Source organism: uncultured Alteromonas sp. (assembly GCF_963976965.1).
GTDB classification, from domain to species: domain Bacteria; phylum Pseudomonadota; class Gammaproteobacteria; order Enterobacterales; family Alteromonadaceae; genus Alteromonas; species Alteromonas naphthalenivorans.
Window position 1 is genome coordinate 1 of sequence record NZ_CAXBMP010000026.1, and the last position, 25,888, is coordinate 25,888.

The 25,888-nt window shown below is 43.1% G+C and carries 25 protein-coding genes; 5 read left to right on the top strand and 20 right to left on the bottom strand.

Going from position 1 to position 25,888, the window contains the following annotated elements:
- Positions 1-2,784 (bottom strand): TonB-dependent receptor (locus tag AAC006_RS16535; RefSeq protein WP_339891923.1); only part of this gene is annotated, 2,784 nt, incomplete at its 3' end.
- A 447-nt stretch (positions 2,785-3,231) separates the two neighbouring features.
- Here AAC006_RS16535 and AAC006_RS16540 point away from each other — a divergent pair.
- The 4 genes from AAC006_RS16540 to AAC006_RS16555 all read left to right on the top strand — a co-directional run bounded on the left by AAC006_RS16540 (position 3,232) and on the right by AAC006_RS16555 (position 7,892).
- On the top strand, positions 3,232-4,569 hold the full coding sequence (locus AAC006_RS16540; protein ID WP_041453223.1) for a GH1 family beta-glucosidase: 1,338 nt from the start codon (positions 3,232-3,234) through the stop codon (positions 4,567-4,569).
- Positions 4,570-4,590: 21 nt separating this feature from the next.
- Positions 4,591-6,123 (top strand): MFS transporter, encoded by a 1,533-nt coding sequence (locus AAC006_RS16545; RefSeq protein WP_339891925.1) that lies wholly within the window; start codon positions 4,591-4,593, stop codon positions 6,121-6,123.
- Positions 6,124-6,201: 78 nt separating this feature from the next.
- Positions 6,202-7,203: a LacI family DNA-binding transcriptional regulator gene (locus tag AAC006_RS16550; protein ID WP_013786800.1), complete on the top strand. Its 1,002-nt coding sequence runs from the start codon at positions 6,202-6,204 to the stop codon at positions 7,201-7,203.
- Between the two features lie 155 nt (positions 7,204-7,358).
- Entirely contained in the window at positions 7,359-7,892 is a 534-nt protein-coding gene (locus tag AAC006_RS16555; protein ID WP_013786801.1) for a nuclear transport factor 2 family protein, read from the top strand.
- Positions 7,893-7,922: 30 nt separating this feature from the next.
- Here the strand turns inward: AAC006_RS16555 and AAC006_RS16560 are convergent, their stop codons facing one another.
- The 3 genes from AAC006_RS16560 to AAC006_RS16570 form a co-directional block, all read right to left on the bottom strand.
- Complete coding sequence (locus tag AAC006_RS16560) at positions 7,923-8,558, bottom strand: OmpA family protein (protein WP_126871537.1); 636 nt, start codon at positions 8,556-8,558, stop codon at positions 7,923-7,925.
- A gap of 530 nt (positions 8,559-9,088) precedes the next feature.
- On the bottom strand, positions 9,089-10,282 hold the full coding sequence (locus AAC006_RS16565) for an HD-GYP domain-containing protein (RefSeq protein WP_126871538.1): 1,194 nt from the start codon (positions 10,280-10,282) through the stop codon (positions 9,089-9,091).
- A 72-nt stretch (positions 10,283-10,354) separates the two neighbouring features.
- A complete protein-coding gene (locus AAC006_RS16570; RefSeq protein WP_013786804.1) occupies positions 10,355-10,693 on the bottom strand; it encodes an MGMT family protein in 339 nt (112 codons plus the stop codon).
- A 66-nt stretch (positions 10,694-10,759) separates the two neighbouring features.
- On the opposite strand from AAC006_RS16570, the gene AAC006_RS16575 reads away from it, so the two are divergent.
- Positions 10,760-11,341, top strand: coding sequence for a tRNA-uridine aminocarboxypropyltransferase (locus tag AAC006_RS16575; protein WP_013786805.1), 582 nt, complete (start codon positions 10,760-10,762; stop codon positions 11,339-11,341).
- Positions 11,342-11,344: 3 nt separating this feature from the next.
- Here the strand turns inward: AAC006_RS16575 and AAC006_RS16580 are convergent, their stop codons facing one another.
- From AAC006_RS16580 to mnmG, 16 genes are all read right to left on the bottom strand, one after another.
- Positions 11,345-11,944, bottom strand: coding sequence for a glutathione S-transferase family protein (locus AAC006_RS16580; RefSeq protein WP_013786806.1), 600 nt, complete (start codon positions 11,942-11,944; stop codon positions 11,345-11,347).
- Between the two features lie 41 nt (positions 11,945-11,985).
- The gene (locus tag AAC006_RS16585; protein WP_013786807.1) at positions 11,986-12,942 is read right to left on the bottom strand and encodes a hypothetical protein; all 957 of its coding nucleotides are present in this window, start codon (positions 12,940-12,942) and stop codon (positions 11,986-11,988) included.
- Between the two features lie 153 nt (positions 12,943-13,095).
- A complete protein-coding gene (locus AAC006_RS16590; protein WP_013786808.1) occupies positions 13,096-14,010 on the bottom strand; it encodes a hypothetical protein in 915 nt (304 codons plus the stop codon).
- A gap of 198 nt (positions 14,011-14,208) precedes the next feature.
- On the bottom strand, positions 14,209-14,625 hold the full coding sequence (locus AAC006_RS16595) for a F0F1 ATP synthase subunit epsilon (RefSeq protein WP_013786809.1): 417 nt from the start codon (positions 14,623-14,625) through the stop codon (positions 14,209-14,211).
- A gap of 58 nt (positions 14,626-14,683) precedes the next feature.
- Positions 14,684-16,069: a F0F1 ATP synthase subunit beta gene (gene atpD / locus AAC006_RS16600; protein ID WP_013786810.1), complete on the bottom strand. Its 1,386-nt coding sequence runs from the start codon at positions 16,067-16,069 to the stop codon at positions 14,684-14,686.
- 33 nt (positions 16,070-16,102) lie between these two features.
- Positions 16,103-16,963 carry a F0F1 ATP synthase subunit gamma gene (gene atpG / locus AAC006_RS16605; RefSeq protein ID WP_013786811.1) on the bottom strand — a complete coding sequence of 287 codons (861 nt, stop codon included), beginning with the start codon at positions 16,961-16,963 and terminating at the stop codon, positions 16,103-16,105.
- Between the two features lie 62 nt (positions 16,964-17,025).
- Positions 17,026-18,567, bottom strand: a complete 1,542-nt coding sequence (gene atpA, locus AAC006_RS16610) for a F0F1 ATP synthase subunit alpha (RefSeq protein WP_013786812.1) — start codon at positions 18,565-18,567, stop codon at positions 17,026-17,028.
- Between the two features lie 13 nt (positions 18,568-18,580).
- Positions 18,581-19,114, bottom strand: a complete 534-nt coding sequence (gene atpH / locus AAC006_RS16615; protein ID WP_013786813.1) for a F0F1 ATP synthase subunit delta — start codon at positions 19,112-19,114, stop codon at positions 18,581-18,583.
- 14 nt (positions 19,115-19,128) lie between these two features.
- Positions 19,129-19,599: a F0F1 ATP synthase subunit B gene (gene atpF / locus AAC006_RS16620; RefSeq protein ID WP_013786814.1), complete on the bottom strand. Its 471-nt coding sequence runs from the start codon at positions 19,597-19,599 to the stop codon at positions 19,129-19,131.
- 45 nt (positions 19,600-19,644) lie between these two features.
- Entirely contained in the window at positions 19,645-19,866 is a 222-nt protein-coding gene (gene atpE / locus AAC006_RS16625) for a F0F1 ATP synthase subunit C (RefSeq protein WP_012520222.1), read from the bottom strand.
- A gap of 104 nt (positions 19,867-19,970) precedes the next feature.
- A complete protein-coding gene (atpB, locus tag AAC006_RS16630) occupies positions 19,971-20,804 on the bottom strand; it encodes a F0F1 ATP synthase subunit A (RefSeq protein WP_013786815.1) in 834 nt (277 codons plus the stop codon).
- A gap of 99 nt (positions 20,805-20,903) precedes the next feature.
- On the bottom strand, positions 20,904-21,287 hold the full coding sequence (locus tag AAC006_RS16635) for an ATP synthase subunit I (RefSeq protein ID WP_013786816.1): 384 nt from the start codon (positions 21,285-21,287) through the stop codon (positions 20,904-20,906).
- Positions 21,288-21,492: 205 nt separating this feature from the next.
- Entirely contained in the window at positions 21,493-22,371 is an 879-nt protein-coding gene (locus AAC006_RS16640; protein ID WP_208804716.1) for a ParB/RepB/Spo0J family partition protein, read from the bottom strand.
- A 49-nt stretch (positions 22,372-22,420) separates the two neighbouring features.
- Complete coding sequence (locus AAC006_RS16645) at positions 22,421-23,215, bottom strand: ParA family protein (RefSeq protein WP_013786818.1); 795 nt, start codon at positions 23,213-23,215, stop codon at positions 22,421-22,423.
- A gap of 11 nt (positions 23,216-23,226) precedes the next feature.
- Positions 23,227-23,871: a 16S rRNA (guanine(527)-N(7))-methyltransferase RsmG gene (gene rsmG, locus AAC006_RS16650; RefSeq protein WP_013786819.1), complete on the bottom strand. Its 645-nt coding sequence runs from the start codon at positions 23,869-23,871 to the stop codon at positions 23,227-23,229.
- Positions 23,872-23,885: 14 nt separating this feature from the next.
- Positions 23,886-25,787 (bottom strand): tRNA uridine-5-carboxymethylaminomethyl(34) synthesis enzyme MnmG, encoded by a 1,902-nt coding sequence (gene mnmG, locus AAC006_RS16655; protein WP_013786820.1) that lies wholly within the window; start codon positions 25,785-25,787, stop codon positions 23,886-23,888.
- Positions 25,788-25,888: the final 101 nt, after the last annotated feature.

Here is a 25,888-nt window from a genome sequence, read left to right on the forward strand (position 1 = left end):
TAGGAACTTATCACGCCAGTTATAGGCAATACGCGCTTGAAGTGCATCCATTTCATACATAAATATCAGGTTAGCGGTATCACTTAAGCCGACTAGCGCAAACTGCGTAATACTTGGGTTGGCGTTGTTATCAAACCCGATATCACCTGTAACCGTTGTATAGTTCGCTTGAATACCAAAACCGGTATCGCCGAAGAAGTGCTGGGCAGCCAGCTCAAATCCGTAAATATTGGCGTTTTTGTTATTCACTGGCTTCGAATTGATGAAAGTCATCAATGGATCGTCACCATTTGGAATAATGTCGTATGCCGCTTCGAACTGTTCGTCGGTCATAGAGTCGTAATCGACACCATTTTCCATTGCAGCGACCATGTTAAATAACGAGGTATCGCTGATAGGAATGCCGCGGGCTTCAAGTTCGTCCATAGCTGCTTGTGCACGAGGACCTGCCGTAGCGTCCGTCAACCCAAATATGTTCTCTTCAACTTGTTCGTTACCAATAAAGTTTTTAACCCGTTTATCGTAAAAACCTACTGATACGTAGCTGGTTTCATCAAAGTAGTATTCTAGCGATAAATCTACGTTGTCTGATTCAAGCGGTATAAGAGCAGGGTTACCTGAGCTTGCCGTAGCCGTTGGGCCATCACTAAGAAGGGTAGGGCTACTTGGCGTACCAACAGTAGAAGCCGCACTTAAGTTGTTGTAAGTCGGTCTAGCTATGGTTTTGCTATAGGAGAAACGCGCAATCACATTTTCCATCACTTCGATATCGAAATCTAACGCAGGAAGGAAATGGTCATAGCTTGAATCAACTTCAACATCTTCCATGTCGCTACCGAAACGAACGTTAAAGTCGTTGTTTCCTTCCCATGCGATACCGCTAGGTAAGCTGATATTTGCAATAGAAGTGACATCCGTATTTTCGTAACGAATACCGGTCAATAAGTTATATTCCATACCATTGAGTTCACCGGATAAATCGAGTTCAAAATAAACCGATGTAATATCTTCTTCAATAGTCCGGTTAGTGGCAAATGGGTTGTTGGCAAGTAAATCGAAACCATACTCTTGGGCAGCGAAGGCACCAATTTCAGCCACGCTACCGGTAAACCCTTGCGAAAACATACCTGTGGTATTGAAGTCGCTGAATTCACTGGCTAAATCGAGAGGGGTTAATGAACCTGCTGGCAATTCACCTGGATTTTCAATACCCCAGTTACCCATGGTATGACGAGTAAGTGATTGTAGCGACGTACTTTCCATAGCACGAGATTCAATACCGAAGTTAATACTTCCGGTATCCATAGCATAGCTACCGTCAATACGAGCTTGGGTAATTTCTGTTTCTTGTGAAGCAAAGTTCATATCAAGAATTGATGTACCCACATCGTCTTGGTCAAGTACGCCGTTTCCATTTAGATTCGTACGAGAAACATCGTCGAAATCTAGCATCATGATAGGGAAGTCGCCGGAGAAATCGACACCTTGACCGCGAGCAACGTTCGCACCAAGTCCAAGGTTTGTCCATGTACCGTAAGGTGAATCTGGTCGACCTTCTGCAGTAGAATTATGCAAGTCGAAATGCAGCGTTAAATCATCGGTAGCAAAGTATTTAACGTTAAAACCTACTGATTTATTTTCGTTAACCTGATTAAGCTCTTGTATCGCTAAGCCCAAGTCACGAGGCAATAAATCTCTACGCTCTTGCGTAATCAGCACGGGAGTTTTAACCGTATTGTCATCGAAGGTTAGGTTGGTAAAGTAACGGTCGTCCATCCAAATCGACTGCTCTGCACGAGCTTCGTATAAGTCTTGTTTTGAATACGTGTAGTCTAGGGTAGCCACGAGATCATCACTTGGCGCATACTGAAAAGTAAGCTGGGCGTTGGTACGCTCACGCTCTCTGTCCGCCATGTAGTAACGTAAATCTGAAGGGATACCAAATAATTGCCCCATTGCTGGTGCATTATTTAGAACGATAGGATCACCACTATCTGGATTAGCCGGATCTGGAGATTGTGGTACCGTGCCATTAAACGGATTTACTCGCCATTCATTAACGAATGCGCCTTGTGCGGCACTATCACGTTGCTGGTAGGACCCAGTAAAGGTCACCCCAAATACTCTGTCGTCGTTTAAGTAGTTAATAAACCCAGACAGCTCTGGCGTGACATCGTCACCCACGCGATTTGTCGTGTCATGCAGTGCTTTCGCACCGACACTCGCCATGATGCCAGTTTCAGACGCATCGAATGGTCTTGCAGTACGAATATTAACTGAGGCACCAATACCACCAGTAGCTATACTTGCGCGACCGGTTTTATAAACCTCTACAGCACGGACACTTTCAGATGCTAAATCAGAAAAGTTAAATGCACGAGAATTACCAACACTACCGCCATTAGGTAACGCAGCGCCTGGCATCGTTCTGCCATTTAACGTCACCATGTTGAAATCGGGGCCGAAACCACGCGCCGTAATTTGGCTACCTTCACCGTTATTTCGGCTTATCGATATACCGGTAATACGTTGAAGGGATTCTGCTAAGTTTGTATCAGGAAACTTACCAATGTCTTCAGCGGAAATAGCATCAACAACACCCGCTGAATCGCGCTTAATGCCCATCGATTCTTGAACACTGCTTCGAATCCCAGATACTTGAATGACTTCTATATTGTCATTTTCGCTAGCTTCCTGTGCTTGTACTGGGAACATCAGGCCTGTTCCCAATATTAAAGACAGACTAGTAGCGATTTTAGATTTGTATAGCTTGTTATGTGTCACTGTCTTTCTCTCTTATGTTGTGCTGAGTAATGAGCGCTTCCCAAGAAAGGGCTTTCTCAGGTTTACCAACGAAACACCCGCAAGAGAAAGCGCTTTCTCAAAACTAAGTCATCCTAGACTAAAGATCAACATTTTTTTCACACAAACTTCACAACGAAAAATAAGCTTAATATTAGATAACTGTTCTTATTTATATTTATTATTATAAATCAAAAACTTGAATTATACCCTCAAGTGAAATCTGTGAACATCAACCAGCCAAATGTAAACAGGGAATCTGTAACGTAAAGATAAAACATAACAACTTTACAAAGAAAGCGCTTTCTCAAAATGTTGTGTTCATGCTATAAACAAAATAGGTGAAGTCATCCGTAGCGTTTATTTTTCACGCATTCAAACTTTCACCTCGCTACATTACCGAGAATTGTAATAGGACCCTAAGAAATGATGAAAGACATCGAGCTACCCAAAACAAGCCCCATGTTAGATAAAGAATTTACCTTTGGAACAGCGACTTCTTCTTTTCAAATAGAGGGAGATGCTGAAAATCGAATGGAAAGTATTTGGGATGTTTTTTGTCGCACGCCTGGGGCAGTAGCTGATAATTCTGATGGCGTGGTAGCTTGTGAACATATTCTTAGGTGGCGCGATGATGTTGAAATGCTCAAACAACTTGGCGTAGATGCGTATCGTTTTTCTATATCTTGGCCTCGAGTGATGACTCAGGATGGCGAATTAAATGAAAAAGGCGTTTCTTTTTATATTCAATTACTTGATGTGCTAATTGAAGCGAATATAAAACCGTTCGTCACCCTTTACCATTGGGATTTACCACAGTATTTAGAGACAAAAGGCGGATGGCTGTATCGTCAAACCGCTTACGATTTCGCAAACTATGCTGATAAAATTACCACAGCCCTTGGCGATCGAGTTTATTCTTATGCCACTTTCAACGAACCCTTTTGTTCTGCATATTTAGGCTATGAAATTGGTGTTCATGCGCCTGGCCGAAAAGGAAGAAAGTTCGGTCGAGCTGCCGCCCATCACATTTTACTTGCCCACGGACTAGGTATGCAGGTACTAAGAAAAAATGCGCCTCATGCTTTGAACGGTATCGTGTTGAATTTTACCCCGTGCTATAGCGCATCAGATTCTGAAGCCGATAAGCTCGCCACAGAAATGGCAGATCAATATATAAATCAATGGTATATGCAACCTGTGATGGAAGGGAGTTATCCCTATGTTATCGAGGCATTAGCAGATAGTGACAAGCCTCCCATCGAATCAGGTGACATGGAAATTATTTGTCAGCCTTTAGATTTTCTTGGCATTAACTTCTATACCCGTCTTCATTACTCTGCTCCACATAAAGCAGAAGATCTCTTTCACGAGCACGCCCACCAAGCCCCCATGACGGATATTGGTTGGGAAATTTACCCTGAAGCTTTACGTGAACTGCTCGTTTCTTTGGATGAGCGTTATAAACTTCCACCTGTATACATTACCGAGAACGGGGCTGCCATGGCAGATGTAGTCCAAGATGGTATGGTAGACGACGAAGATAGAATAGACTATTACACTGGCCACCTAAACGCGGTTAATGAAGCGATGGAATCAGGCGTGAAAGTGGGTGGTTACTTCGCGTGGAGCCTCATGGATAACTTTGAATGGGCCGAGGGCTATGAAAAGCGGTTCGGTCTTGTCTATGTCGATTTCGAAACCCAAGAACGTACTTTTAAAAATAGTGCGAAGGCTTACCAACGTTTATTAGCTAGTCGTAAATAACAAATATAAAAGGAATACGCTGTGAATCATTCGTTGAGTGTGCGGGAAAAGATTGGTTATGGGTTGGGCGATGCAGCGGCTAATCTAGTCTGGCGAGGCGCCCTTGCATACTTGGCGGTGTTTTACACAGATACCTTTGGGTTAACTGCTGCGGCCGCTGCCATGCTTTTTTTGGTGGTACGTCTTACGGATGGCGTTACTGACATCATCATGGGAATGATTGCCGATAGAACGCAAACTAAACTCGGTAAATTTCGACCCTGGATATTAGGCTCTACCCCTTTTTTAGGCTTATTCATGGTGCTGTGTTTCACCACACCTGATTTTTCTTATACGAATAAGCTCATCTATGCCTACCTAACCTACATAGGGCTAACCTTAGCTTACACGGTTAATAACGTACCCTATTCAGCGCTAATGGGCGTGATGACAAGCGACGACCGAGAGCGAACCAGTTTATCCGGCTTTCGATTTGCTGGAGCTTTTATGGGAGGACTGCTCGTCATGGGGTGCTTACCTATGCTAGTTGCGTTCTTCGGTGAAGGTAATACTGCAAAGGGTTATCAATATGCCATGTACCTTTTTGCTACTCTCTTAGTCGCATTGATGTTCACGACTGTGGCCACCACCAAGGAGAGGGTTCCAGTAGTGCAAAACGACGGAGCAAGCTTACTTCAAGAACTAAAAGACTTGTCTCGTCAGCTACCGTTAATTCTGTTCCCGCTGTCGGCCATTACTGCCTTTTTCTATTATAGAAATTGGCCAAGTGGCATCGCTTTCGTTGTGGTCATTTCGATAACATCCATCTTTATTAAGCGCCTTGTAAATCGACCTGAAGCGAGCAATAGTCGTTCACAACAAGACATCATTGATTTACTTACCAATAAACCCTGGGTCATTTTGCTAGGCATGGGCTTCCTTACTATGATGTTTAACGGCATAAAGTACGGTGTCATTGCCTATTACTTTAAGTACTACATTGGTGATGAATTGCTCACCGGATATTATTTTATTGCCTTATTGGTGGTATCGATATTAGGCGCATTGGCCACGTCAGCATTATCGCGTTTTATGGGCAGGAAAAAGCTATTTATTCTCTCGTTATTGGCTAGCAGCGCACTTACATGCGCAATTTACTTTGTGCCACAAGGTTCTGTTACGGGCATATTTGTATTGGGATGTAGTGCGGAGTTTTTCGCTGCGATCATGCCAACCTTATTCTTTTCCATGCTTGGCGACTCTGCAGATTATAACGAATGGCGTACAGGCCGAAGAGCGACAGGCTTAGTTTATTCAGCAGGCTCTTTTGTACAGAAAACCGGTGGAGGCTTTGCAGGTGCTCTCGTTCTGTTGGTACTAGGAAGTTATGGTTATGACGGCATGCAAGTCGATTCCATTTCGCAAACCTTACCGGGCATGCAGGCATTGATGAGCTGGATACCTGCCTGCTTTGGTATAGCAGGCGCACTCCTAATTATGCTTTATCCGCTTACCGATGCGCGCCAACAAGAAGTAACAGAGACTTTACTTAAGCGACGTAGCGCAACTGCCTGAATAACGGCATAATGCGCAGTATATAATGCGAACACCGTATTGATGGGCATTGGAAAACTAAGTTGGGGGAAGTAATACGTGGCAACAATCTATGAAGTAGCTGATAAGGCAGGGGTCTCGTTGTCGACGGTATCTCGGGTATTGAACGGTAAAACTACTGTAAATCCCGCCTTAAAAGCCAAGGTAGAAGAAGCCATGTTAGCGCTAAACTATCGCCCCAACTCCATTGCTCGTTCACTGGCCACCAGCCGCTCAGATAGTGTAGGTATTCTCGTTTCAGAGTTAAACTCACCATTTTTTGGTGACTTGATGCAAGCAGTAGAGTTGACGCTGAGAGCCGCTGATAAGCACGTCATTATTACAGTAGGGCACAATAACTTAGAAACCGAACAAGACGCGGTCGAATTTCTAATTGGTCGTAATTGCGATGCTATTATCATGCATGCTGAAGCCATGAGTGATGAGTATTTAAAAACGCTGAATTCATCTCGCCTCCCAATTTCTTTGGTAAACCGCCAAGTTGATGGTGTGGGAGAAGGATGTATTGTGTTAGACAATGAAAAAGGCGGCTATTTAGCCACGCAGCACCTTATTAGCCTAGGCCATAAAAATATTGGCTATATATCAGGGCCTTCTGATAAATGCGATGCAAATCAACGACTGGCAGGTCATAAGCGCGCACTTAAAGAAGCAGGGATAGCCTTTACACCGAATTTAGTCTTTGAAGGAAGCTACACCGAAGAAGACGGTAAAGCAGGTTTGTTAGAGTTACTTTCAGGCGACTCGCCTTTTTCAGCACTGGTATGTGCTAATGATTGGATGGCCTCAGGGGCGATGAGCTGTGCCAGAGATTTAGGAATGAACCTGCCACAAGATTTGTCTATCGTGGGTTTTGATGATGCCGTTTTTGCGCACCATGTATTCCCACGCCTAACCACGGTTAGCAACCCTATCTCAGACATGGCTGCTATGTCAGCACGTCATATTTTAAATGTAGTTTATGGCTACAAAGATGAAGTGCAAACCTTGTTTCAACCTTCATTGATAATACGAGAATCGACTATGGCGTATGAGGCCTAAGTTATTGCTATAACTCCTTATAAGTACTCCCTTTAAAGGGCGCATAAGTACACTTAAGCAATGCGTAAACAGCTCTATGGCGCAGTTTCAATTTAAGATAAACTGATTTGTACTGTTTCATGTGAAACCTTTTCGTCCTTCGGAGCGACACATATATGCGTTTAACTATTACCGCCATCTTATTACTCAGTTGCGTGAATACTGTTGCTGCTGAGGTGTTGACCTCAACAACACAGCCGCATAGTGATACCAAAGTTCAGCCATTGCTAGAAGACGAGATAAAAGTAAACAAGGTGCTCGATTCACTACACCAATTTGCCTCCGATGCAAACTTCGACAGCTACTTTTCACTGTATAGCGACAATGCTATTTTCATTGGTACAGATGCTAGCGAGGTATGGACAATGAGTGCCTTTAAAGCTTATGCACAACCTCACTTTTCGAAAGGACGTGGATGGACATATACCCCCCATTCAAGACATATATATTTTTCAAATAACCGCGATGTGGCGTGGTTCGATGAACTTCTAGATAACGATAGCTTAGGAGTGACACGTGGAACCGGTGTATTGATATTAGAGAACCATAAGTGGAAAGTAAGCCAATATCACTTAACCATTCCCGTTCCAAATGCGCTTGCCGATAGCGTTGCAGAGCAAATTAAATCGCATAGAAAAAAGGGCCAATAAAGGCCCTTTCTTATTAGTTAGCAGCGAACGTTATGACTGAGTTAGCGGCTGAATCTCTAACTCCACACGACGGTTCATCGATCTATTTGCCGCAGTGTCATTTGGCACTTTAGGCTGATATTCACCCATACCTACTGTGGTAATGCGAGTAGAATTAACGCTGTAATTCAATAATACATTTCTAACCGCACCCGCACGGCGCTCAGATAAACCTTGGTTATATTGCTCTGACCCTGTGTCATCAGTATGACCTTTTATCATCAGTACTGTCTTTTCATAGTTATTCACTACTTTGGCAACATCTTGAAGTACGGGGTTAAAGTTAGGGCTGATAGAAGAACTATCGGTAGCAAATGTTATATCGCCAGGCATGATCAAACGTAAATTGTCGCCTTCTCGAACTACTTGAACGCCGGTATCAGATAATTCACTTCGAAGCGCTTCTTCTTGCTTGTCCATGTATCCACCAATCGCGCCACCCGCAATGGCACCAACTGCCGCACCCCACGCGTAGCGACTTTTGTCATTATCTCCCGTCGCCTTACCTAACAACGCGCCCATGACAGCACCAATAGCTGCACCTTTCTGCGAGTTCGATGGATCGTTAGCACAGCCAGCAACGGCTAAAGATGCCGCAATTAAAGTAATTCCTATTTTCTTTTTCATAACATCCTCGGTACGTCGTTATCAACTTTTCAAGTGATGGCGAGCTTACGCCTACTTTTAAACTTTACAGTTACATGCTCGCGTCACTGCTATCTTTACTGTTACTAATTTATCGTCTCAATCTATTGTCCAATACGTATTGAGCGAAATTTGTCGAGCACTAATTATTAACTAACTATTAAGTAGTACAGCAATATGCATTCCACATTCATTAACTGGCATGAGTGTAACCAATAAAAGAAAATCGTTAAGGGCATTATAGAGGAAGTTAACTGAACGTAAGCTAAATGGCAGCTTATAGTGCAAGCCTTGAAGTGCCTTCCTACGATACGTAATATTTCGATAGGCGGGTGATAACAAACTTATTACGCACGCCGCGTTTGAATAATGTTCGGATGTATAATGTGAAGGTGTTTGTAAAGGGTACAGACAAACGCAACGTTCTTACTTAGTCGCGTTTTTACGACAGTGTGTGTTTAGCGTTCTGCTCAACTCGTACAGAACATATCCATTGGAATATGTTTTAGTGCTTACCCGATAGAGACCGAGCGTTCGAAAAAGGCGTTCACGTCAATTTTATAATCGGAAGCAATAGCCGCTTTTGACACCTTAACGTTTTTTTCTGATGCTAAATCGATATCTTTTGGCTCAAGAAAATGTGCATTTCGAACAGAATAAAATACCTTAACTTTAGGCGCTAATGGCGAGTCAGTTTGTTCAATAACCATGGCAAGTCGTTCATTCGACAATAGGACTAGGCTTCCTACCGGATAGATACCCATACATTTTATAAATTGTTGTACCAATGGTAAATCTAATCGTGACGGCGCATCGCTTAGCAATATAGAAAACGCTTTTTGGCTCGACATACCAGATTTATACACTCTATCTGCAGTTAAGGCATCGTACATATCCGCAATAGCTAACATGCGGCCTTCACGGCTGATGTTTTCACCTTTAGTGCCCATAGGGTACCCTAAACCATCTAAGCGCTCGTGATGCTCACTGATAGTTCTAATTAAGGTTTTGTCTAAGTCGGTTTCATTTAAATAATCTACCCCGTGTTTAACATGCCCTTTCATGATGTCCATTTCATCGTCAGTTAAACGGCCAGGCTTATGCAGAATTTCATCCGGTATTTGAATTTTACCCAAGTCATGTAGAAAACCTGAATATGAGAGATCTTGAACTTCGCTTTCAGACATTCCTAAATGACGACCAAAGTTAGCCAGTAATATAGCAACATTTAAAGAATGTTCTAAGAGGTAGTCATCTTTTTCACGAATTTTCGTCAGACACAATAATGCATCGGGGTTACGGTCTACTGAAGACACCAACTTCGCTGAAAATTCTTTAGGAATACTGCTATCAAAAGGCTGTGCTTTTTTAACACTGCTAAGTAACTGCTTTTGAATTCGCTTGCCTTGAACGTGCAACTTGGTTGCGCGGGTCAATTCGCTTTCAAGGCTTGCCTTAGGTGCTTTCTCTGCAACCTTTTTGCTTACCGGCGCTTCCTTGTTAGGTTCAGGTTCACCTGAAGATACGCTAAACGCTTTATCAGTATCAACAACAAGGGTTAACACGCCCTTTTTTTTAAGGGCATCAGCAATCGCCTGCGAGGTAACTCGTCCTTGGCTTTTAACTGAAAGTTGACCTTTCTGCTCCAGGATTTGATGAACAAACATGCCTGGTTTCAAGTCTTTTATTGTAATTTTCTTAAGCATTATGAGTGAGATACCACTTTAAAAACGCCACGCCAACTGGTGATAAATTATGCCAAACACGAGTACATATTCCTACTGGTCTAGTTCGGCCAATAAAGTATACAAACTAGGTTTCCAACCATAAATTTTCATATTCACTCTATGGTTTCTAACTACGACCCCTTCTGATACCAGCAAAGAACGCTGCTCTTCTGCTAGCTCAGATCCTGCCGGAAATGCTATTTTTCCATCAGCTCTTATAACTCGATGCCATCGAGTAGTAACATCAGAGCCTTTTAAGCACTTTCCTACAAGTCTAGCTTTACCCGGCAAACCTGCAAGGTCTGCTAACTGCCCATAGCTGATTACGTAACCACTTGGTACAATTGAAAGCGTTTTTAGTATTTTGGATTGTATCGCTACATCAACCATAACGTATATTATCCATTCTAACTATTTTTAACTGTTTAAGGACTGGGGTTTATACAAAACACGACTATGAGATCTAAATGTGAAAAGTGCAATTACCCTACAAGCACCTGTATTTGTGAAGCAATTTCATCGGTTATAGTACCAATTAAGGTTATTATAATTCAACACGTTAAGGAATCTGCCAATGCTAAGAATACAGCAAGATTAATTAAGCTTTGCGCTAACGATGTAGAGATAATTCCCACTGATAGTATTAGCGAAATGGCTACATTAGCTTCACGATGTAACGTCCAATCAACAGCACTTTTATACCCTAGTGATAACAGTATCGCCCTTGAGTCACAGCGGGAACACATTGCTTCATCACTACAAACACTATTGGTGATAGATGGTAGCTGGAAGCAAGCTTACGCTGTATTGCAACAATTCCCTTGGTTGTCGTCTATACCGAGCTTCCATTTCGAGCACGCCCCCTCTACACAATATAGAATACGGCATACTCGAATTCGTGCAGGGTTATCAACCCTTGAAGCAACGGCCTATACCTTAAACACACTATATAATATTGATACTCAGCCTTTCATTAAGTTACAAGAGGCTATGCAAGAGAATTGGGGAGGGCCCAAAGCACACCAGCGAGAGACCTAATCACTAGGCCTCCATTGGAATAAACCCTTTTTGATCTTTAATTAGTGTTATCCAATTTCTTATCGCGGGGTAAGCCGCTAGATCGAAGCCTCCCTCGTGTGCAACATGGGTATAAGCAAATAATGAGATGTCTGCCAGCGAAATTTGGTTACCTAGCAAAAATGGGGTTTGACTAAGTTGTTTATCCATCACTTCAAGCGCTCTGTAGCCTCCAGCTTGCTTCGCCTCATATTCTGCTTTTCTGTCCTCAGGTAAGCCAAGATAAAGATTGATATAGCGCGCAACCGCAATATAGGGTTCGTGACTGTATTGCTCGAAAAATTGCCATTGTAATAAAGTGGCAAAAGTAAAAGGAGAGGTGGGAATAAACGCAGAGCCCGAAGCTAAATAATGCATGATGGCATTGGACTCAGACAACACACGTCCATCATCCAGCTCTAGAATAGGAATTTTACCGTTAGGGGACTTTGCTAGAAACGTATCTGTTCGACACTCTCCTTTAAGAATATCGACATCAATCCACTCACATGCCTTCCCAAGTAATGCCAGTAAAAGCTGTAATTTATAGCAATTACCTGAGCGTTTATCGCCGTAAATCAGCATGTCACTCTCCTAATGAAATTTGCTTATTCTATAAGCTACCCTTAGTAGAAGGATTCTACAAATAGAAAGGCAAGCCAAGAGGCGGGTAAAGGCATCATGCACATAAGTAATCTAAGCTTTTGGGGTTTGCTTAAAACTCTACGTAAGGTTTCTTTATTGGTTTCTATCGACTCTATTTCTTTGCTGAGCGATGACTTTACGGCGCTATTTGCTTGCTGACGAATTAACTGTGTAATTTCGCTTTCATAATCTTTCATCACTATATTTGCCACTGTGCGCATTCGTTTCGCCACTATAATCATGGGTAGAAACAAATACGCTGAAATAAAAATGGCATAGACAGTAAGAACAACAATATCGAAGAATGGAACTGGCTTGTTGATCCAAAAAATCGGCGTTAGCGCAAACCCTGAGACCGCTATTAAGGTATTCGACAGCGCCATATTAAAAATCTCTCGCAGCAAGTACAGTTCTTTTACAGCGTCAGAATGTTCCGTTGATGCGAGCTTCTGTAAATAATGAGTGTTACTGAAGACTTGTAAAATAAAGAGCGTTAACAATAACCAAAAAGGGATTGATGTGAGTGCAATAACAAGCACTTCTGGCTCATCTATTCGTGTCACTAAGCCTTCGGATAATAAATACGCAATAGGCATGATCACCCCAATAGAGGTTGACCACATTAAATGTCTAGCGAACTGCCTTCCTAACAGACTGCGATGATGATTAAACTGACTAAGTTTTTCTAAGCTTACTAATGCTGCAATTAATGTACTTGCCGCATTCTTATGAACATTTCTTATCGTAAGCCAAAAAAACCCAGAAAGCAGCGTGGTGCCTAGCGCAGTATTAAAATCTCGCTGATGATTTGCGTCTAGAACAGGCCACGTTAATGACCCAGTCCAATTATGTATAAGTAGGAGGATCAAAACTAAAAAGAGTGGGTACGCCCATACACTTACTACATTGCGGTTACTCTCGTAAGCACTGAACTTCATCGTATTTTTTAATCGCTAGTTATAATAATAGGAAAGTGACACATACGCGTTTACTAAACGCCGAACTAGGAATTATACGGATATCAGAAGTACAAACCAAATTTAAAAAGTACTTAAATATCGCCTTTTAATTTTAGGCGTAAATCTGAAAATTTAAATTAGCGTTTCGACCATTGAAACTAAACCCCACGAAACAGGAATCAAAACAACTGCCACTATAGTTTTTAGTTTATCACTATTTTTAAAAGCTTCACTTGGGGCTCGGGCCATTCTTGACGGCCTATTTTTATCAATATGATTGCTCTGTTCACTGTGGCCTTCGTTTAAGGCTCGAGTCTTCTGCTGTTTTAAGATAGCTTTGAATTTTAACAAGGGCGTAAACGTATATGCCACTATTAGCAGTGACAGACTCACCACCGCTACCACCTCTAAAGATGATACGACTACATTGAACCAAAATATAGGCAGAACGGTTAATAGGCCTAAGGCAATAGTGGCATTGGTCAGAGAAAGCTTGGTTATTACACTAAAAGACGCCCAGTAGTCTGAAGGTTTATTGGTTCCTGGAAGCACCTCCTTTAGCAGGTAGGTCACATTGGATCTGACTTGAAATAGAAATAAGGAAGTAAGAAGGCTAAAAGTAACGAATGATGCGATGTATGAAATGCTTTTAATATTATAGCCTTCGTCACTAATATCCCCTAAAAATGCTAGTACAACCATAAACATACATGAAATTATTACTGAGTTTACAACTTGATGATGAAAGACCTTGGTTAGCCTTTGTCTATGTACTGAAAACTGACCTAACTGATTTTTTTTAACCAACAACGAAATTAAACTGCTTGCTACGTTTTGGTGAATATAACGAAATCCAAACCAGAAATATCCAATAAATAATGAAATACTTACTGCAGAATTAAAACTGCGCTGAGCAGAAATATCGCCAGAATTCGGCCAGTAAAAAGCGCCCGAATACATATTCAATAGCGGTATCGCTAATAAAATTAAGAGAGGAAATAAGCCAATAAACTGTTGTGGTTTATTGGTTGGAGGAGCTATCTTCATAAAACCATCGTATCTACTAACGAGAGAATACAGACAGACTGCTATTGTAATACTACGAATTAGCCACAATCTGCGTAGACAATCATTATATTCAGCAATCCTTATGTTAATCGATTGACGTATTTATTTACACTGTTTATCTATCTATTCAAATAAAAAAACCCGCCAAAAGGCGGGTTTTTATAAACAGCTATTAGATTACTTGCGTAACTTCTGAATAAGGCGAAGTTGTGCGATAGCTTCAGACAACTCTTGAGCTGCTTCTGCGTAATCAAAGTCTGCGCCTGGGTTGGCGATGTGCTCTTGTGCACGTCGTTTGGCTTCTTCTGCTGCTTGCTCATCTAGATCTTCTACACGAACCGCAGTATCAGCCAGTACGGTGACGTTACCAGGCTGTACTTCTAGTACACCACCTGCAACGTAAATAACTTCTTCTTCACCGAACTGCTTAACCAAACGCACCATACCAGGTTTAATAGCAGAGATAAGTGGCGCGTGACCTGGGTGTATACCTAGTTCACCTTCGCTACCTGTCACTTGAATCGTTTCAACAAGACCAGAAAAAATTTCTTTTTCTGCGCTTACTACGTCCAAATGTACTGTCATTGCTGCCATAGAACCTCCTGATTAGGTACGTTAGCACATTAATAGGCTGACAGGGTCAGCCACATAATTATGCTTTATTGGCTTTCTCTTGCGCTTCTTCGATAGAACCAACCATGTAGAAGGCTTGTTCTGGTAGAGAGTCATACTCACCTTCCAGGATACCTTTAAAGCCACTGATAGTGTCTTTAAGCGATACATATTTACCTGGAGAGCCAGTGAATACTTCTGCTACGAAGAAAGGCTGAGAAAGGAAGCGCTGAATTTTACGAGCACGTGATACCACTTGCTTGTCTTCTTCAGACAACTCGTCCATACCTAGGATGGCAATGATGTCTTTCAACTCTTTATAACGCTGAAGTACAGTTTGTACGCCACGTGCTACGTCATAGTGCTCTTGACCAATAACTAATGGGTCAAGCTGACGTGAAGTTGAATCTAGTGGGTCTACCGCAGGGTAGATACCAAGAGACGCGATATCACGAGAAAGTACAACTGTTGCGTCTAAGTGAGCAAAGGTTGTTGCCGGAGATGGATCCGTCAAGTCATCCGCAGGTACGTATACCGCTTGGATTGAAGTGATTGAACCTGTCTTCGTTGACGTAATACGTTCTTGAAGTACACCCATCTCTTCTGCAAGCGTAGGCTGATAACCTACTGCAGACGGCATACGACCTAGAAGTGCTGATACTTCAGTACCTGCTAGGGTATAACGATAGATGTTATCTACGAAGAATAGTACGTCACGACCTTCGTCACGGAACTTCTCAGCCATAGTAAGACCTGTCAAAGCAACACGTAAACGGTTACCAGGAGGCTCATTCATTTGGCCGTAAACCAACGATACTTTATCAAGTACGTTAGAGTCGTTCATTTCATGATAGAAATCGTTACCTTCACGAGTACGCTCACCAACACCGGCGAATACAGAGAAACCACTGTGTTCGATTGCGATGTTACGGATAAGCTCCATCATGTTTACTGTTTTACCTACACCAGCACCACCGAATAGACCAACTTTACCACCCTTAGCGAATGGGCAAACCAAGTCGATTACTTTGATACCAGTTTCTAGTAATTCTACTGAGCTAGACTGATCTTCGTAGCTAGGCGCTGCACGGTGAATAGACATACGGTCTTCTTCGCCAATTGGGCCTGCTTCGTCGATTGGGTTACCCAATACGTCCATGATACGGCCAAGAGTAGCTGTACCCACTGGAACCATAATAGGGTTTTCAGTGTTCTCTACAGCCAAACCGCGCTGTAAGCCATCAGTAGAACCTAGGGCGATAGAGCGAACTACACCGCCACCTAATTGTTGTTGCACTTCTAGGGTTAACCCAGACAAGCCACCTTCGGTAACTCGTAGTGCGTCATAAACTCTTGGTACCGCAGTTTGTGGAAACTCAATGTCCACAACGGCGCCAATGATTTGGACGACCTTACCTTGACTCATAATTTGTCCTCGTTATCTTTTAGAAACCTTTGCCTACACCGCTGCGGCACCGCTCACAATCTCACTAATTTCTTGTGTGATTGCAGCTTGACGCGCTTTGTTATATATCAGTTGCAACTCATCAATTAAGTCGCCAGCGTTGTCGGTTGCTGCCTTCATGGCAACCATTCGCGCAGCTTGTTCTGACGCCGCGTTTTCTACAACACCCTGATACACCTGAGACTCAATGTAACGTACCATCAATGCTTCCAAAATTTCTTTTGGATCTGGTTCGTAAATGTAGTCCCAACGATGCTTATATTCTTCGTCTTCAGACTTTGGCAAAGGCAATAACTGATTGATCACAGGGCTCTGTGTCATGGTGTTTACGAAGTCATTAAATACCAAGAAAACTCGGTCTAATTTGCCTTCGTCGTAAGCTTTAAGCATTACACGTACAACACCTACTACATCGCTCGCAGACGGCTTATCACCCAATCCAGATTCAGCGGCAAGCAAAGTGCCACCAAAACGGTTGAAGAAAGAGCACGCTTTTGAACCTAATGCAGCGAAGTCCACTTCTACACCTTGGTCACGCCATTTTTTGACGTCCTGAGTGACAAGCTTAAATTCATTACTGTTTAAGCCACCACACAAGCCTCGGTCAGTGGAAATCACAATGTAGCCGACGCGCTTAACTTCACGCTCTTCCAAATAAGGATGGCGGAACTCAAGGTTACCGTTAGCAATGTGACCAATCACTTTTAGCATGTTTTGCGCATATGGACGGCCAGAGGCCATACGTTCTTGCGCCCGTTTCATTTTGGACGCAGCAACCATTTCCATTGCACTGGTAATCTTTTGAGTATTTTTGATACTCCCAATCTTACCTTTTATTTCTTTACCGCTGGCCATGACTATTTCTCCGATTACTCAACGTGAAGCCGATGGTGTTTACACATCATCGGCTGCATTGATTACCAAGTTTGTGTCGCTTTAAATTGTGTTAAAGCGTCAGCTAACTTAGCGGCGATTTCGTCGTTGAAGTTACCAGTTTCGTTGATAGTCTTCATAAGGTCAGCGTTTTCGCTGTTCATGTAAGAATGAAGAGCAGCTTCAAAATCTAGGATTTTGTTAAGCTCAACGTCCTTAAGGAAACCTTTTTCAACCGCGAACAATGATACGCCCATATCTGCGATAGATAGTGGTGCATATTGTTTCTGTTTCATTAGCTCTGTTACGCGCTCACCGTGCTCAAGTTGCTCACGGGTTGCATCATCAAGGTCAGATGCGAACTGCGAGAATGCCGCCAATTCACGATACTGAGCAAGTGCAAGACGAATACCACCGCCCAACTTCTTGATAATTTTAGTTTGCGCAGCACCACCAACACGAGATACCGATACACCAGCGTTAACCGCTGGACGGATACCTGCGTTAAACAAGTCAGTTTCTAGGAAGATCTGACCATCTGTAATCGAGATTACGTTGGTAGGTACGAAAGCAGATACGTCACCAGCTTGCGTTTCGATAATTGGAAGCGCAGTTAATGAACCGGTTTTGCCTTTCACTTCACCGTTTGTATAACGCTCAACGTATTGTTCGTTTACACGAGCAGCACGTTCTAGCAAACGAGAGTGAAGATAGAAAACGTCACCAGGGTATGCTTCACGACCAGGAGGACGCTTAAGTAGCAATGAAATTTGACGGTAAGCAACAGCTTGCTTAGACAAATCATCATATACGATTAGCGCATCTTCACCGCGGTCACGGAAGTATTCACCCATAGTACAACCAGAGTATGGTGCAAGGTATTGCAATGCAGCAGACTCAGACGCAGAAGCAGCAACGATAATGGTGTGACCCAATGCGTCGTGCTCTTCAAGCTTACGTACCACGTTAGCGATAGTAGAAGCTTTCTGACCAACCGCTACGTACACACATTTAATGCCTGTACCTTTTTGGTTGATGATAGCGTCGATTGCCATTGCGGTTTTACCACACTGACGGTCGCCGATGATAAGTTCACGCTGACCACGACCCACTGGGATCATGGCATCAACTGACTTATAACCAGTTTGGATTGGCTGATCTACTGATTGACGCTCGATTACACCAGGTGCAATCTTTTCTACTGGCTCAAAGCCAGCTGCATCAATGGCGCCTTTACCGTCGATAGGCTCACCAAGTGTGTTTACAACACGACCTAGTAGGGCATTACCAACAGGTACTTCAAGAATACGGCCTGTAGATTGTACTTTTACGCCTTCCTGTAAGTCCGCATATGGACCCATTACAACCGCACCTACAGAGTCTCGCTCAAGGTTTAGTGCAATAGCGTAGCGGCTTCCAGGAAGCTCAATCATTTCACCTTGCATTACATCGGCAAGGCCATGAATGCGGATAATACCGTCAGTTACTGCGACGATAGTACCTTCATTGCGTGCTTCACTGCTTACATTGAACTGTTCAATTCTTTTCTTGATCAGTTCAGCAATTTCAGTGGAATTAAGTTGCATGCTCTTATCCCCGTTATGCTTGCAACGCGTCTGCTAGACGGTTCAATTTCGATTTTACGGAACCATCTATTACTGTATCGCCGGCTTTAATAACCATTCCAGCGATCAGGTCAGGATTCACGTTACAATTAAGCTTCACTTTACGTGCCAAACGTTTTTCCAACGATGCAACCAAATCGGTTTTCTGTGCATCGTTCAGCGCAGAGGCTGAAGTTACGTCTACTTCAATTTCTTTGTCGTAATCTGCTTTAAAGGCATCAAACACATTTGAAATTTCAGGCAACGCGGCTAAACGTTTATTTTCAGCCAGTACCTTTACAAGGTTCTGGCCATGATCATCGAGTTGCTCACCACAAACATTGATGAAAACGTCAGCTAGCGTATCTGCAGCTACTGCTCCAGATAACAACTGATGTATATCATCGTTTTGTGCTACTGCACCTGCAAAGGTCAGCATTTCTTGCCACTTCGCAATGGCATTCTTCTCGACGGCGAAATCGAAAGCTGCTTTAGCGTAAGGACGAGCAACGGTTGTCAATTCAGACATGGCTCATCTCCCTCTTAAAGCTCAGCGACAAGTTTTTCAACAATGTCGTTTTGTGCGTTAGCATCAATTTCACGTTGTAAGATTTGCTGTGCGCCAGCTACTGCTAATGCAGACACTTGCTTGCGCAAATCTTCTTTGGCACGATTGCGTTCAGCTTCAATTTCGGTGTAGCCAGAAGCAATAATCTTCTCGCGTTCTGCATGGCCCTTCTGCGTTTCTTCGTCAACCAATTGGTTGGCGCGCTTTTTGGCTTGCTCGATAATTTCGGCTGCTTGCGCTTTCGCATCTTTCATTTGCTCAGTGGCTTTCGCTTGAGCAAGTTCTAAGTCTTTCTCTGCCCGTTCAGAAGCTTCAAGCCCATCGGCTATTTTCTTCTGACGTTCTTCAATCGCTGCCATCAGCGGTGGCCACACATATTTCATGCAGAACACCACGAACACAGCGAAGGCGATTAATTGACCAATAAAAGTGGCGTTAAAATTCACAATCGCCCCTCCTCTAAAAGTTCGCTAAAAAAGTGTGTAGTAAAATTAGGCACCAACAGCGAACAATAGGTATAGAGCGATACCAACACCGATCATCGCGATAGCGTCAATAAGACCTGCTACGATGAACATCTTAACTTGAAGTTGAGGTGCTAGTTCAGGTTGGCGAGCAGCAGATTCTAGGAATTTACCACCCAGCAGACCGAAACCAATAGCGGTACCAAGGGCACCAAGACCGATCAGTAGTGCAACTGCGATGTATAACATGTACGTCTCCGATTTAAGTTAAATTTAAAGTTAATGTTAAAAGTAGAACTCGGTTATTAACCGCGCCGGTCAATCCAGGTATTACCAGCGCGGATCAATGCTTACTAGTGGTCTTCACACGCCAAGCTTAAATACACGATGGTTAGCATCATGAAAATAAACGCTTGTAGAGGGAGAACCAAAATATGGAATACAGCCCACATAAAATGTAAAGGTAACTGGAAGTAACCAATGGTGGCTATCAAGATAAAGATTAGCTCACTGGCGTATAAGTTACCGAATAAACGCAGTGCTAATGAAAGCGGGCGTGCAAGTAAGGTAACTGATTCCAGAATAAAGTTTACTGGGATGAATACAGGGTGACCGAATGGTTGCATAGTAAGTTCTTTTGCAAAACCGCTGATACCCTTCATTTTAATTGAATAGAAAAGAATTAGGATGAATACACCAGACGCTAATGCAAACGTCAGGTTAAGGTCAGTCGTAGGTACAGCCTTCATATAAACATCATGAGGGTCCATACCGAAGGCATGCTGACCTACAAGACCAGCAATCCAAGGAATAAGGTCAACAGGCACTAAATCCATCAGGTTCATCAATAAAACCCAAACAAAAATAGTTAGTGCAAGTGGTGCAATTAGTGCACTTCTTCCGTGGAAGGTACTTTTTACGTTGTCGTCAACGAACTCAATAACCAATTCTACAAACGCCTGCATTTTGCCAGGTACGCCCGTAGTGGCTTTTGAAGCTACGCTTCTAAAAACAACAAGAAATAGTATGCCAAGGCCAATTGACCAGGCTAGTGTGTCGACATGCCACGCCCAAAAACCTGCATCAGAGCATGCTTTGTTAAAAGCAATTCCGTTGTCGGTTGAGCACATGGTGGCATTGGTCAAGTGGTGCTTGATATATTCTGAGGTAGTGTATTCAGATGCCATTGTTTAACCTAAGTTGTAAAGTGTAAAAATTGGTGACTGGTTCCAGTACATATTCGTAAGCAAGTATTCAGTAGTTATTTATTAATCGTTATTGTTTGACTACTTCGTACCATAACGGAACATGGCCAGTGCGTGACTGGCGGTTGTAACGACATAAGCCACAAAAACTTCTAGCGGCGCGGCATTTAAGCCTGCAAATGTCACTACAAATAAAATGATTGTCAGTGCCAGTTTCAATTTTGAACCTTGGCTAAAACTTTGGGCAACAAGTTCGTTTTTACTTGCACCAGCATATTTAAATGCAAACCCCGAAAAAATCGCTGTTGGCAGTATGCTTATCACTGCGCCAGCGGCGGTTGATATTGCAGAATGTTGACCTGCGATAATACCCGCCAAAAGGGTTATTATTAGTGCCGTGACTAACTGAAACAGAATGCCTTTTTTGGCAATAAATACTCCATGTTCAGCTAACTTGTTTTTCACGTTGCCCTTCTGCTTGTTCATGTCTAACGAAAAGCGTCAGAAGTATACTGTTTTACCGACATTTTTCAACAGTACATCGCATTTTGAAAGCTATTCTGAAGATATTCTAAGGCTATAACCGGAAAGGAGGCTGTCCACAGCCCAAGTTTAAGGAATGAATGACCTCGTTATTCATACTTACCATCTTTCAGAATATAAACATAACCTACTGAATTTTATTGATTATTCCGTCTAATTGTTGTAAGTCGTCGAAGCTAATGACTAATTTACCTTTCCCTTTTGCGTTATGGTCTATTGTTACCGGTGCCCCTAAATTTTCTGAAAGTCGGGTCATAAGGTTTTGCACATCTGGATCAATTTGCTTCTCTTGCTTCGGTTTTTCTGGTTCAAGTAGCTTTTTGACCAGCTTTTCTGTATCACGAACCGTTAAACCTTTACCCGAAACAACATTTGCCGCTTCTGATTGTTGCTCACCGTCAAGGGCGAGTAATGCGCGAGCATGACCCATTTCAATATCACCATGCTCAACTAGCAACTTAACGTCATCATTAAGATTGTTAAGTCGAAGCAAGTTGGTCACGGTTGTACGAGATTTACCCACAGCTTCAGCAACTTCTTGGTGGGTTAAGGAGAATTCATTCATTAGACGGTCTAATGCTTGCGCCTCTTCCATCGCGTTTAAATCTTCACGCTGAATATTCTCAATTAGCGCGATGGCAACCGCGGCCTCATCAGGTACATCTTTAACAAGACAAGGAACTTCATCAAGTTGCGCAAGTTGCGATGCACGCCAGCGACGTTCACCCGCAATAATTTCGTACTTATTGTCGTCTACTTTGCGAACAACGATGGGTTGAATAATACCTTGGGCACGAATAGAGGAAGCAAGGTCTTCAAGGGCATCAGGTGACATGTCTTTGCGAGGCTGATATTTGCCAGGCACAAGAAATTCTATAGGTAATTTACTAAGTTCGCTTTGTGTAGCTTCTGTCGCCGCAGCATCTGTTTCTCTTTGCGACGTCGATTGACTGGTTGCTAATAGCGCATCCAAACCGCGACCTAGCCCTCTTTTTCTTGCTGACATATTTCCCTCAATGGCCTATTTGCTGATATGCATTACGCTTTATTATAATTTAACTGGCTTTCGCCTGACTTGGCGCAGATTTATCACGACGACGAAGAATTTCACCCGCCAATGCTAAATATGCTTTAGCCCCTGTAGAAGACTTATCGTAGTACATCGCCGGTGTACCGAAACTTGGCGCTTCAGCTAGGCGCACGTTGCGCGGAATGACAGTACGATATACTTGCTCACCAAAGTGACGTTTAAGCTGTTCGGAAACATCGTTGGCAAGGCGATTACGAGGGTCGTACATAGTACGCAATACCCCTTCAATCTTCAATTCAGGATTTACCACTGATGCGAGTTTTTGAATGGTATCCATTAACGCCGTTAACCCTTCGAGTGCGTAATATTCACATTGCATCGGCACCATGACTGAATCAGCAGCAGCTAATGCATTCACCGTAAGTTGGTTTAGTGAAGGAGGGCAGTCAATAAAGATAAAATCGTAATAATCGAGAACAGGTTTTAACGCATTTCTAAGGCGCACTTCACGGGCAAACATTTCCATCAACTTAATTTCAGCTGCCGTCACGTCACCGTTCGCAGCCACTAAATCAAATTTACCCGCTGTATTTTTTACAATAACGTCGTTGATAGGTTGTTCTTCGATAAGCAATTCAAACGCGGTAGCGTGAACATCGTATTTGTCGACGCCGCTTCCCATGGTTGCGTTACCTTGTGGATCAAGATCAATCAGTAGCACTTTACGTTTTGTTGCAGCCATTGATGCTGCAACATTCACTGCAGTAGTGGTTTTACCCACACCACCTTTTTGATTCGCGATCGCGATTACCTTTGCCACAATAAGTCCTGTTATGCCTTTTTAATCCAAACGAGGTGTCGTTCGCCCACCAGATTAGGAACAGTGAGACTCTCCGTTTTGATCACCTGATAGTGATCACTCACTTCTTTCAATTCGTCTTCTGGAAACTGCCCTTTAAGTGCAAGGAACTGCCCGTCTGAATTTACCAGATGTTGGCACCAGTGCAACATATCTTTTAACGAAGCGAACGCTCGGCTAAGTACTATATCATACGGTTGCGCTGGGGTATGTGCTTCAACACGACTTTGAACAGGCGTAACGTTAGATAATTTAAGGGTATGGACACATTGGGTCATAAACCGAACACGCTTACCTAAACTATCTAGCAAGGTAAATGCTGTGTCAGGAAACGCTATCGCAAGGGGCATACCTGGCAAACCAGGGCCAGTGCCGACATCAATGATATGTTTGGCTTCATGTTTAGCTAAATATGGATATATCGCTAATGAGTCCAAAATATGTTTTACCATCATTTGTTTCGGATCGCGCACCGATGTCAGGTTGTAGGCTTTGTTCCATTTATCAATCAATAATACAAAGCCCACTAGCTTCGCTTGCTGATCATCGCTTAATTGAAGTGATTGTGCCGCAAGGCCCGAGGCCAGTATTTCGTGTAATTCTTGCTCTAAACTCATAAATTGAAATCTGCTTAAGCGCTTAATTTATCGTGTTTTCTTAACATGCCGTGCTTTTTCAAATACACCAAAAGCAAGGAAATAGCGGCCGGTGTAATTCCAGAGATGCGCGACGCTTTACCTATGGTCTCAGGTCTCGCTTCTGTGAGTTTCGCTACCACTTCGTTTGATAAACCTGAGATTTTAGTAAAATCGAGATCAACCGGTAACAGTGAATTTTCGTGACGTTGTGTTTTGGCTATTTCGTCCATTTGACGGGCAATATAACCTGCGTACTTAATTTGGATCTCAACTTGTTCTGCCGCAATGGGATCGGCTAAACCAGGCCCAATACTTTCAATATCCATCAATTGACGATAGGTCATTTCAGGTCGACGTATCAGTTCTTCTAGCGAATGCTCTTTGCTTACTGGCGTTTTAAGCAGGGTGTTAAGTGCTGGCGTAGCACCATGATCTTTATGTACCCATTGACCGCGCAAGCGTTGCAATTCACCTTCAACCGCTTCCATTTTAGTATTGAACGCTGCCCAACGTGCGTCGTCTACCAAGCCTATCTCACGACCTAACGCGGTTAAGCGACTATCGGCGTTGTCTTCACGAAGGAGTAATCGATACTCTGCACGGCTGGTAAACATACGATAGGGTTCTTTCGTTCCCATAGTAGCCAGATCGTCAATCAATACACCCATGTAAGCTTGATCGCGACGTAAAATAAGCGGATCTTTTTCTTGTGCTTGCAGCGATGCATTAGCACCAGCAATAAGGCCTTGCGCACCTGCTTCTTCGTACCCGGTTGTGCCATTAATTTGGCCAGCAAAAAACAAACCTTTGATAAATTTATTTTCTAAAGTTTGTTTCAAATCTCTAGGATCAAAGAAATCATATTCAATCGCATAGCCTGGACGAACAATATGCGCGTTCTCAAAACCTTTGATTGAGCGCACAAGATTCATTTGAATATCGAAAGGCAAGCTTGTTGAAATACCATTTGGGTAAACCTCAATGCTATTTAACCCTTCTGGCTCTACAAAAATTTGATGCGAATCTTTGTCTGCAAAACGGGTGATCTTATCTTCAATGCTTGGGCAGTAACGAGGGCCAATACCTTCAATTACGCCAGTGAACATAGGAGAACGATCAAGTCCGCCTCGAATAATATCGTGTGTCTTTTCGTTAGTGTGCGTGATGTAACACGGGATCTGTTGTGGATGCATTTCACGGTTGCCCATGAATGAAAATACCGGCGTTGGATTATCACCAGGTTGTGCCTGCATCACACTAAAATCTAACGAACGGGCATCTAATCGTGCAGGTGTACCGGTTTTTAAGCGGTCTACACGAAACGGTAAGGCACGTAAACGATCTGCGAGGGCTATCGAAGGGGGATCGCCTGCGCGTCCACCACGATAGTTCTCAAGGCCTATGTGAATCGTGCCGCCTAAGAAGGTTCCTACTGTGAGTACCACGGTTTTGGCTTTAAATTTTAGCCCCATTTGGGTAACCACACCAGTCACCTGATCGTTTTCAACAACAAGATCGTCAACGCTTTGTTGAAACAACGTGAGGTTTTCTTGGCTTTCTACGATTTTACGAATGGCTTGGCGGTAAAGGGTTCTGTCAGCTTGAGCACGCGTTGCTCGTACCGCTGGTCCTTTGCTTGAATTCAAAGTTCTAAACTGAATACCACCTTGATCGGCAGCCAAACCCATTGCACCACCAAGTGCGTCAATTTCTTTTACCAAATGACCTTTGCCGATCCCACCGATCGCTGGGTTACAAGACATCTGTCCAATGGTTTCAATGTTATGAGTTAACAGTAAGGTGTTTGATCCCATGCGAGCAGCAGCTAGCGCAGCCTCTGTTCCAGCATGACCACCACCGACTACGATGACATCAAATGCTTGGGTGTAATACATATCGAACCTCACTATTAACGTAAATGGAGTAACTTTTTTCTTTTCTGTACAAGTCGAAAAAAGGGCGCGTATTTTAGCTGACTTATTGCATAAAGAAAACG

Bases quoted from the DNA above. Each gene is read 5' to 3' on its own strand.
- AAC006_RS16540 (WP_041453223.1), top strand. From the start codon at position 3,232: ATGAAAGACATCGAGCTACCCAAAACAAGCCCCATGTTAGATAAAGAA.
- AAC006_RS16555 (WP_013786801.1), top strand. From the start codon at position 7,359: ATGCGTTTAACTATTACCGCCATCTTATTACTCAGTTGCGTGAATACT.
- AAC006_RS16560 (WP_126871537.1), bottom strand. From the start codon at position 8,558: ATGAAAAAGAAAATAGGAATTACTTTAATTGCGGCATCTTTAGCCGTT.
- AAC006_RS16565 (WP_126871538.1), bottom strand. From the start codon at position 10,282: ATGCTTAAGAAAATTACAATAAAAGACTTGAAACCAGGCATGTTTGTT.
- AAC006_RS16570 (WP_013786804.1), bottom strand. From the start codon at position 10,693: ATGGTTGATGTAGCGATACAATCCAAAATACTAAAAACGCTTTCAATT.
- AAC006_RS16575 (WP_013786805.1), top strand. From the start codon at position 10,760: ATGAGATCTAAATGTGAAAAGTGCAATTACCCTACAAGCACCTGTATT.
- AAC006_RS16580 (WP_013786806.1), bottom strand. From the start codon at position 11,944: ATGCTGATTTACGGCGATAAACGCTCAGGTAATTGCTATAAATTACAG.
- AAC006_RS16585 (WP_013786807.1), bottom strand. From the start codon at position 12,942: ATGAAGTTCAGTGCTTACGAGAGTAACCGCAATGTAGTAAGTGTATGG.
- AAC006_RS16590 (WP_013786808.1), bottom strand. From the start codon at position 14,010: ATGAAGATAGCTCCTCCAACCAATAAACCACAACAGTTTATTGGCTTA.
- AAC006_RS16595 (WP_013786809.1), bottom strand. From the start codon at position 14,625: ATGGCAGCAATGACAGTACATTTGGACGTAGTAAGCGCAGAAAAAGAA.
- atpD (WP_013786810.1), bottom strand. From the start codon at position 16,069: ATGAGTCAAGGTAAGGTCGTCCAAATCATTGGCGCCGTTGTGGACATT.
- atpG (WP_013786811.1), bottom strand. From the start codon at position 16,963: ATGGCCAGCGGTAAAGAAATAAAAGGTAAGATTGGGAGTATCAAAAAT.
- atpA (WP_013786812.1), bottom strand. From the start codon at position 18,567: ATGCAACTTAATTCCACTGAAATTGCTGAACTGATCAAGAAAAGAATT.
- atpH (WP_013786813.1), bottom strand. From the start codon at position 19,114: ATGTCTGAATTGACAACCGTTGCTCGTCCTTACGCTAAAGCAGCTTTC.
- atpE (WP_012520222.1), bottom strand. From the start codon at position 19,866: ATGTTATACATCGCAGTTGCACTACTGATCGGTCTTGGTGCCCTTGGT.
- atpB (WP_013786815.1), bottom strand. From the start codon at position 20,804: ATGGCATCTGAATACACTACCTCAGAATATATCAAGCACCACTTGACC.
- AAC006_RS16640 (WP_208804716.1), bottom strand. From the start codon at position 22,371: ATGTCAGCAAGAAAAAGAGGGCTAGGTCGCGGTTTGGATGCGCTATTA.
- rsmG (WP_013786819.1), bottom strand. From the start codon at position 23,871: ATGAGTTTAGAGCAAGAATTACACGAAATACTGGCCTCGGGCCTTGCG.
- mnmG (WP_013786820.1), bottom strand. From the start codon at position 25,787: ATGTATTACACCCAAGCATTTGATGTCATCGTAGTCGGTGGTGGTCAT.